Genomic DNA, 8,144 nt, shown 5'->3' on the forward strand with positions numbered 1-8,144 from the left:
CCAACACATTTGTTGAATGTCAGCCTGCATTCGCGAGCAAGCCCGCTCCCACACTTGAAGGTGGTGTCTGTAAACAATGCCAAATGGGCGTTTTCGGCTTACCTTGTAGGATCCTGCCACATCTTGCCGTTTGGTGATCGAGAAAGCGGCACGTATGATGCATCCCAAACTCCCGCAGATTAGAAGCCTATGTCCCTGATAGTTCTACTGCTTCTGCCTTTTATCGGCAGCTGTCTGGCGGCTTTGCTGCCGCATAACGCACGTAACACCGAATCCCTGTTGGCCGGCCTTGTGGCCCTGGTCGGCACCATTCAAGTCGCCCTGCTCTACCCCCAGATCGCCCACGGTGGCGTGATCCGCGAAGAATTCATGTGGTTGCCCAGCCTGGGCTTGAACTTCGTGTTGCGCATGGACGGGTTTGCCTGGCTGTTCTCGATGCTGGTGCTGGGCATCGGCACGCTGGTGTCGCTGTATGCGCGTTACTACATGTCGCCGGATGATCCGGTGCCGCGCTTCTTTGCGTTTTTCCTGGCGTTCATGGGCGCGATGCTCGGCCTGGTGATCTCCGGCAACCTGATCCAGATCGTGTTCTTCTGGGAACTGACCAGCCTGTTCTCGTTCCTGCTGATCGGCTACTGGCACCACCGCGCCGATGCACGACGCGGCGCGTACATGGCGTTGATGGTCACCGGCGCGGGCGGCTTGTGCCTGCTGGCGGGCGTGATGCTGCTGGGGCATATCGTCGGCAGCTATGACCTCGACCTGGTGCTGGCGGCGGGCGAGCAGATCCGCGCCCACGCGCTGTACCCGATCATGCTCGCCCTGGTGCTGATCGGCGCCCTGAGCAAAAGCGCGCAGTTCCCGTTCCACTTCTGGCTGCCCCACGCCATGGCGGCACCGACACCGGTCTCGGCGTACCTGCATTCGGCAACGATGGTGAAGGCCGGCGTGTTCCTGCTGGCCCGCCTGTGGCCGTCGCTGTCCGGCAGCGAAGAATGGTTCTATATCGTCGGCGGTGCCGGCGCGATCACCCTCCTCCTCGGCGCTTACTGCGCCATGTTCCAAAACGACCTCAAGGGCCTGCTGGCCTATTCCACCATCAGCCACCTCGGGCTGATCACCTTGCTGCTGGGTCTCAACAGCCCGCTGGCCGCGGTCGCGGCGGTGTTTCATATCCTCAACCACGCCACGTTCAAGGCGTCGCTGTTCATGGCGGCGGGCATCATCGACCACGAAAGCGGCACCCGCGACATTCGCAAACTCAGTGGCCTGGTACGGTTGATCCCGTTTACCGCGACCCTGGCGATGGTCGCCAGTGCGTCCATGGCCGGCGTGCCGCTGCTGAACGGTTTCCTGTCCAAAGAGATGTTCTTCGCCGAAACCGTGTTTATCTCGGCGACCAAATGGGTGGAAATCACCCTGCCGGTGATCGCCACCATCGCCGGCACGTTCAGCGTGGCCTATGCGCTGCGCTTCACGGTGGATGTGTTCTTCGGCCCCACCGCCACCAACCTGCCGCACACGCCACACGAGCCACCGCGCTGGATGCGCGCACCGGTCGAGCTGCTGGTGTTCACCTGCCTGCTGGTGGGGATCTTCCCGGCGCAGATGGTCGGTTCGATCCTCGCCGCTGCCGCCCTGCCGGTGGTCGGCGGCGTGCTGCCGGAATACAGCCTGGCGATCTGGCACGGCTGGAACGCGCCGATGATCATGAGCCTGGTGGCCATGACCGGCGGCGTGATCCTCTACCTGCTGCTGCGCAAACAACTCAAGCGCGGACGCTTCAAGTATCCGCCGGTGATCAGCTACTTCAACGGCAAGCGCGGGTTCGAGCGCTGCCTGGTGGTGTTGATGCGTGGCACGCGCAAGATCGAGAAGCTCGTCAGCACCAAGCGCCTGCAAACCCAGCTGTTCCTGCTGGTGCTGGCGGCGGTCATCGCTGGTTTGATCCCGATGCTGCACAGCAGCCTCAGTTGGGGCGACCGGCCGAAGATCCCGGGTTCCATCGTCTTTGTGACCCTGTGGCTGCTGGCGATCGCCTGTGCCCTCGGCGCCGCCTGGCAAGCAAAGTACCATCGGCTGGCAGCCCTGACCATGGTCAGCGTGTGCGGCCTGATGACCTGCATCACCTTCGTGTGGTTCTCGGCGCCGGACCTGGCGTTGACCCAACTGGTTGTAGAAGTGGTCACCACCGTGCTGATCCTGCTGGGCCTGCGCTGGTTGCCACGGCGGATCGAAGAAGTCTCGCCACTGCCAAGCTCCTTGCGCAAGGCGCGTATTCGCCGCCTGCGCGACTTCCTGCTGTCCACCGTGGTCGGTGGCGGCATGGCGTTGCTGTCCTACGCTATGCTCACGCGCCAGACGCCCAACGATATCTCCTCGTTCTACTTGAGCCGCGCCCTGCCCGAAGGCGGCGGCAGCAATGTGGTCAACGTGATGTTGGTGGACTTCCGGGGCTTCGACACCCTCGGCGAAATCACCGTGCTCGGCGCTGTGGCGCTGACGGTGTACGCCCTGCTGCGGCGCTTCCGCCCTTCGAAAGAGAGCATGCAACTGCCCGCGCAACAGCGCCAACTGGCGCCGGACGTGGCCACCGACCTGGTCAACCCGCGCCAGGCCAGCGATACCGCGCTGGGCTTCATGATGGTGCCCGCCGTGCTGGTGCGCCTGCTGTTGCCGATTGCGCTGGTCGTGTCGTTCTACCTGTTCATGCGCGGCCACAACCAGCCGGGTGGCGGCTTTGTCGCTGGGCTGGTGATGTCCGTCGCCTTTATCCTGCAATACATGGTCGCCGGTACGCAGTGGGTCGAGGCGCAGATGAGCCTGCGGCCGATGCGTTGGATGGGCTTCGGCCTGCTCTCCGCAACCCTCACCGGGCTGGGTGCGCTGTTTGTCGGCTACCCGTTCCTGACCACCCACACCTGGCATTTCAGCCTGCCGGTGCTGGGCGACATTCATGTGGCCAGCGCGCTGTTCTTCGACGTTGGCGTGTACGCCATGGTGGTCGGCTCAACGCTGCTGATGCTCACCGCCCTCGGCCACCAATCGGTGCGTGCCCATAAACCGAGCAACCAGGCCAAAGTGGTTGCCGCAACGGAAGGAGCGGCCTGATGGAAGAAGTCATCGCAATTGCCATCGGAGTGCTCGCAGCCTCCGGCGTGTGGCTGATCCTGCGGCCGCGGACGTTTCAGGTGGTGATGGGCCTGTGCCTGCTGTCGTATGGGGTCAACCTGTTCATTTTCAGCATGGGCAGCCTGTTTATCGGCAAGGAGCCGATCATCAAGGACGGCGTGCCGCAAGACCTGCTCAACTACACCGACCCGCTGCCCCAGGCCCTGGTACTCACGGCCATCGTGATCAGCTTTGCCATGACCGCGTTGTTCCTGGTGGTGCTGCTCGCCTCCCGGGGCCTGACCGGCACCGACCACGTTGACGGCCGGGAGCCCAAGGAATGAATTGGGTGAACCAACTGATCATCGCACCGATCCTGCTGCCGCTGCTGACCGCCGCGCTGATGCTGATGCTCGGCGAAAAACGCCGGCCACTCAAAGCCAAGATCAACCTGTTCTCCAGCGTACTGGGCCTGGGCATTGCGATCCTGCTGCTGTACTGGACACAAAAAGGCGGCCCCGGCTCGATTGGCGTGTACCTGCCGGGCAATTGGCAGGTGCCGTTCGGCATCGTGCTGGTGGTGGACCAACTGTCGGCGCTGATGCTGGTGCTCACCGGCATCATCGGCGTAAGCGCGCTGGTGTTCGCCATGGCTCGCTGGGACCGTGCGGGCACCAGCTTCCACGCGTTGTTCCAGGTGCAGATGATGGGCCTGTACGGCGCCTTCCTCACCGCCGACCTGTTCAACCTGTTCGTGTTCTTCGAGGTGCTGCTGGCCGCGTCCTATGGCCTGATGCTGCACGGTTCGGGCCGCGCGCGGGTGTCGGCGGGGCTGCATTACATCGCGATCAACCTGCTGGCGTCGTCGCTGTTCCTGATTGGCGCGGCGATGATCTACGGCGTCACCGGCACGCTGAACTTCGCTGACCTGGCGCTGAAAATCCCGCTGGTGCCAGAGGCCGATCGCGGGCTGCTGCACGCAGGCGCGGCGATCCTTGCCACGGCGTTCCTGGCCAAGGCCGGCATGTGGCCGCTGAACTTCTGGCTGGCGCCCGCCTATTCCTCGGCAAGTGCGCCGGTGGCGGCGATGTTTGCGATCATGACCAAGGTCGGCGTGTACACCGTGCTGCGTCTGTGGACCCTGCTGTTCTCCGGCCAGGCCGGTGCGTCGGCACTGTTTGGCGGCGACTGGCTGGTGTACGGCGGTATGGCGACCATCATCTGCGCCGCGCTGGCGATGGTGGCGGCGCAGCGCCTGGAGCGCATGGCGAGCTTGAGCATCCTGGTGTCGGCGGGGATTTTGCTGTCGGCCATCGGTTTCGCGCAGCCAAGCCTGACGGCGGGCGCACTGTTTTATCTGGTCAGCTCGACGCTGGCGTTGAGCGCGCTGTTCCTGCTGGCGGAGTTGATCGAACGTTCGCGTTCGGCCAACGACCTGCCGCTGGATGAAGAGATCGATGCGCTGCCCCGCGCCATGGAATCGCTGCACCCGCAGCCCGGCGTGAACCTCGACGACGAGCAGAAAGCCGTGGTCGGCCAGGTGATCCCGTGGACCATGGCCTTCCTCGGCCTGAGCTTTATTGCCTGCGCGCTGCTGATTATCGGCATGCCGCCGCTGTCTGGGTTTATCGGCAAGCTGAGCTTGTTGAGTGCGCTGATCAATCCGCTGGGGCTTGGCGTCAGCATCGATGAGCCGATCCGTCCGGCCGCCTGGGGCCTGGTGACGTTGCTGATCCTTTCGGGCCTGGTCTCGTTGATCGCCTTTGCGCGCCTGGGCATCCAACGCTTCTGGACCCCGGAAGAGCGCCCGTCGCCACTGCTGCGCCGCTACGAGTGCGTGCCGATCTTCTTCCTGCTCGGCCTGAGCATCCTGCTGACCTTCAAGGCCGAGCCGCTGATGCGCTACACCGAGGCCACCGCCGTGAGCCTGAACAACCCGGAACACTATGTGATGGCGGTGATGGCGACGCGGCCAGTGCCGAGCCCTGAAGCCAAGACCGCAGCAGCGGAGGTGCAGCCATGAAACGCCTGTTCCCTGCCCCGTGGCTGTCTTTGGCCTTGTGGCTGTTGTGGCTGGTGCTGAACCTGTCCGTGAGCCCCGGCAACCTGCTATTGGGCGCGCTGCTGGGCTTTCTCGCGCCGCTGCTGATGGCGCCGCTGCGCCCGCTGCCGATCCGCATCCGCCGCCCTGGGGTGATCCTGCGCCTGTTCTTTGTGGTGGGCCGCGATGTGATCGTGTCCAACCTGCAAGTGGCCTGGGGCGTGTTGACCTGTGGCTCACGCCCACCGCGCTCGCGCTTTATCAAGATCCCCCTGGACCTGCGCGACGCCAACGGCCTTGCCGCGCTGTCGATGATCACCACCGTGGTGCCCGGCACCATCTGGTCGGAACTGGCGCTGGACCGCAGCATCCTGCTGCTGCACGTGTTCGACCTGGACGATGAAGCGCAGTTTATCGAGCACTTCAAGACCACCTACGAGCGGCCCCTGATGGAGATCTTCGAATGAGCGCCCTGCTCTCCAATGCGATCCTGTTCAGCCTGTTCCTGTTCTCCCTGGCCATGGTGCTGACCCTGGTGCGCCTGTTCAAAGGCCCCTCGGCCCAGGACCGGGTACTGGCGCTGGACTACCTGTACATGCTGGCGATGCTGATGATGCTGGTGCTGGGCATTCGGTATGCCAGTGACACCTACTTTGAAGCGGCGCTGCTGATTGCGCTGTTCGGCTTTGTGGGCTCGTTTGCCCTGGCCAAATTCCTGCTGCGTGGCGAGGTGATTGAATGATGCCGTTATGGGTGGAAGTGATCGTCGCGGTGCTGCTGGTGCTGAGCAGCGTGTTTGCCTTGATTGGCGCGATTGGCTTGTTGCGCATGAAGGACTTCTTCCAGCGCATGCACCCGCCGGCGCTGGCCTCGACGCTGGGCGCGTGGTGCGTGGCGTTGGCGTCGATTGTGTACTTTTCGGTGCTCAAGTCCGGGCCGGTGTTGCACGGCTGGTTGATTCCGATTCTGTTGTCGATCACGGTGCCGGTGACCACGTTGCTGTTGGCTAGAACCGCCCTGTTCCGCAAGCGTATGGCCGGGGATGATGTGCCTGCCGAGGTCAGCAGCCGCCGCTGATTTCTCTCAGGAAAACTCGGTTAAACATGTGGGAGCTGGCTTGCCTGCGATAGCGGTGGGTCACCCAAACTGTTGGCTGACCCACCGCTATCGCAGGCAAGCCAGCTCCCACATTCTGATCGGTGCTAGGCGAAGGATCGGATTCTGGTCGCCAGCTCTGCCAACTCGGCATCATCCGCCCGCCCATGATCATGGGACGAGATATAGCCTTCATACGCGTCAAAAAACTTGTCCACCCTCGAACTCAACGGCTTGAACGCACTGTCCGAGCCCGTCCCATGCATGGGAAACAACTTCGCATGCAGGTGGTCCACGCCGTACCCCTCCAGCATCATCCCCGTGCGCGCCACATCGGCAAACGCCCGGTCGATCAGCAGTGCGGTCTTCTTGGTCGCGATGATCAGATCCGCCAACACTTCATCCGACTGCGCAAACGCATAGCTGCCGTAATGCTGCTTGGGGATCACCACGCTGAAACCCGGGGTGTTGGGGAAAATCGAGAGGAAGGCCATGTGCTGATCGTCTTCCCACAGGATGTGGGCCGGGGCGGTTTTGCGGACAATGCTGCAGAAAATACAATCCATTTTAATCACTGCCATTTCAGTCGTGGGTTTGCTCGTGGAGAGCATCTAAAGCTAGGATTCGGCGCACGTCAAAACAAAAGGAGTTTCAACCTGCCATGGATATCAAGTGTTCCGTATTTATCGCAGCCAGTGTTGACGGTTTCATTGCACGAACAGACGGTGACATCGAGTGGCTTCACCGCCCAGAATACGAAACCGCAGCCTTGAACGGCGTGACGTATGACAGCTTCATCGCCACCGTCGACACATTGGTTATGGGACGCAAGACCCTGGAGAAAGTCCTGTCGTTTCCAGAGTGGCCCTATGAAGGCTTGCCTGTCATAGCGTTGTCTCACCAACCGCTGGAGATCCCCACGCATTTGCAGGGCAAAGTGGAAGTGCTGGCGGCGGATGTCAGCGCACTGGTCACACAACTGGCCGAGCGCGGCATGCAGCATCTGTATATCGACGGCGGGCAGACGATCCAGGCGTTTCTTGAGGCAGGCCTGATCGACGAGTTGATCATCACGCGCATTCCGGTGCTGCTGGGCGAAGGGATTTCGTTGTTCAGCCAGGTAGGCAGCGAGCATGAACTTCGCCATCTCGGTACGGATGTATCGGTCAATGGCTTTGTGCAGAGCCGCTACGCCATTGCGAAGGCAGTGACTGCATGACGAACATCCCCCTCGCGTTGGTGGCGGGCATAGGCCGCCACAACCGCTCCATCGGCAAGGCCGGCGGGCTGCTGCGCAACGTCCCCGACGACATGCGCCGCTACGCCGCCAAGACCATCGGCAAACCCGTGATCATGGGGCGCAAGACCTTTGAGTCGGTGATTGCACTCAGCGGGCGGCCGTTGGTGGATCGGCCGAACATCGTGCTTTCGCGTGATCCGGCGTACCGGCACGAACACGCGATTGTTTGCCGGTCCTTGGCATCGGCCCTGGAATGCGCAGCGGCGTTTGCACCCGAAGAGATGCATATCGGCGGCGGGCCGGAGCTGTATGACCAGGTTATTGATCAGGTGGACAGGCTCTACCTCACCCTGTTCAACGATGATCACGAAGGTGAGGCCAAATTCCCCAGCTTCGAAAGTGAGTTCATCGAGGTCTGCCGGCATGGTGTCAGGGAACACCAAGGCCTTGAATATGAGTGGGTGGATTACGTCCGCCGCGCAGACTCTCGTGGTGCTGAGCGGGCACGGTAAAAAATGTGGGAGCTGGCTTGAACTGGTCCAGTAATTTCGGACATTCTTTTCGGTTCTCACGCCGCTAACTTTTCTGCTGCTATTGGCGAATGGTATCCGTTGTAGCTGTGGCGCCTTACGCTGTTGTAGCGCGCCACATATCGGT

Annotated in this window: 9 protein-coding genes; 8 read left to right on the top strand and 1 reads right to left on the bottom strand. The window is 62.1% G+C overall.

Features of this window, described 5'->3' with window-relative positions; all coding sequences use genetic code 11:
- The first annotated feature begins 189 nt into the window (after positions 1–189).
- From ACU688_RS27225 to ACU688_RS27250, 6 genes are read left to right on the top strand one after another with little or no spacing between them, the layout of a single operon-like run.
- Entirely contained in the window at positions 190–3,111 is a 2,922-nt protein-coding gene (locus ACU688_RS27225) for a monovalent cation/H+ antiporter subunit A (RefSeq protein ID WP_448187117.1), read from the top strand.
- Complete coding sequence (locus tag ACU688_RS27230; RefSeq protein ID WP_003192163.1) at positions 3,111–3,455, top strand: Na+/H+ antiporter subunit C; 345 nt, start codon at positions 3,111–3,113, stop codon at positions 3,453–3,455. Before ACU688_RS27225 ends, ACU688_RS27230 begins: the two co-directional genes overlap by 1 nt.
- Positions 3,452–5,134, top strand: coding sequence for a monovalent cation/H+ antiporter subunit D (locus ACU688_RS27235; protein WP_448187118.1), 1,683 nt, complete (start codon positions 3,452–3,454; stop codon positions 5,132–5,134). The genes ACU688_RS27230 and ACU688_RS27235 overlap by 4 nt, the downstream gene beginning before the upstream one ends.
- Positions 5,131–5,619 carry a Na+/H+ antiporter subunit E gene (locus ACU688_RS27240; protein ID WP_305430329.1) on the top strand — a complete coding sequence of 163 codons (489 nt, stop codon included), beginning with the start codon at positions 5,131–5,133 and terminating at the stop codon, positions 5,617–5,619. Before ACU688_RS27235 ends, ACU688_RS27240 begins: the two co-directional genes overlap by 4 nt.
- Complete coding sequence (locus ACU688_RS27245; RefSeq protein ID WP_105522735.1) at positions 5,616–5,894, top strand: K+/H+ antiporter subunit F; 279 nt, start codon at positions 5,616–5,618, stop codon at positions 5,892–5,894. Before ACU688_RS27240 ends, ACU688_RS27245 begins: the two co-directional genes overlap by 4 nt.
- Positions 5,891–6,229: a Na+/H+ antiporter subunit G gene (locus tag ACU688_RS27250; protein WP_026136444.1), complete on the top strand. Its 339-nt coding sequence runs from the start codon at positions 5,891–5,893 to the stop codon at positions 6,227–6,229. The genes ACU688_RS27245 and ACU688_RS27250 overlap by 4 nt, the downstream gene beginning before the upstream one ends.
- A 125-nt stretch (positions 6,230–6,354) precedes the next feature.
- Here the strand turns inward: ACU688_RS27250 and ACU688_RS27255 are convergent, their stop codons facing one another.
- A complete protein-coding gene (locus ACU688_RS27255; protein WP_448187119.1) occupies positions 6,355–6,813 on the bottom strand; it encodes an HIT family protein in 459 nt (152 codons plus the stop codon).
- Positions 6,814–6,908: 95 nt separating this feature from the next.
- Between ACU688_RS27255 and ACU688_RS27260 the strand changes: the two genes are divergently transcribed.
- On the top strand, positions 6,909–7,466 hold the full coding sequence (locus tag ACU688_RS27260; protein WP_448187120.1) for a dihydrofolate reductase family protein: 558 nt from the start codon (positions 6,909–6,911) through the stop codon (positions 7,464–7,466).
- Complete coding sequence (locus ACU688_RS27265) at positions 7,463–7,999, top strand: dihydrofolate reductase (protein ID WP_448187121.1); 537 nt, start codon at positions 7,463–7,465, stop codon at positions 7,997–7,999. The genes ACU688_RS27260 and ACU688_RS27265 overlap by 4 nt, the downstream gene beginning before the upstream one ends.
- Positions 8,000–8,144: the final 145 nt, after the last annotated feature.

It is taken from the genome of Pseudomonas acericola (SeqCode), assembly GCF_053456465.1.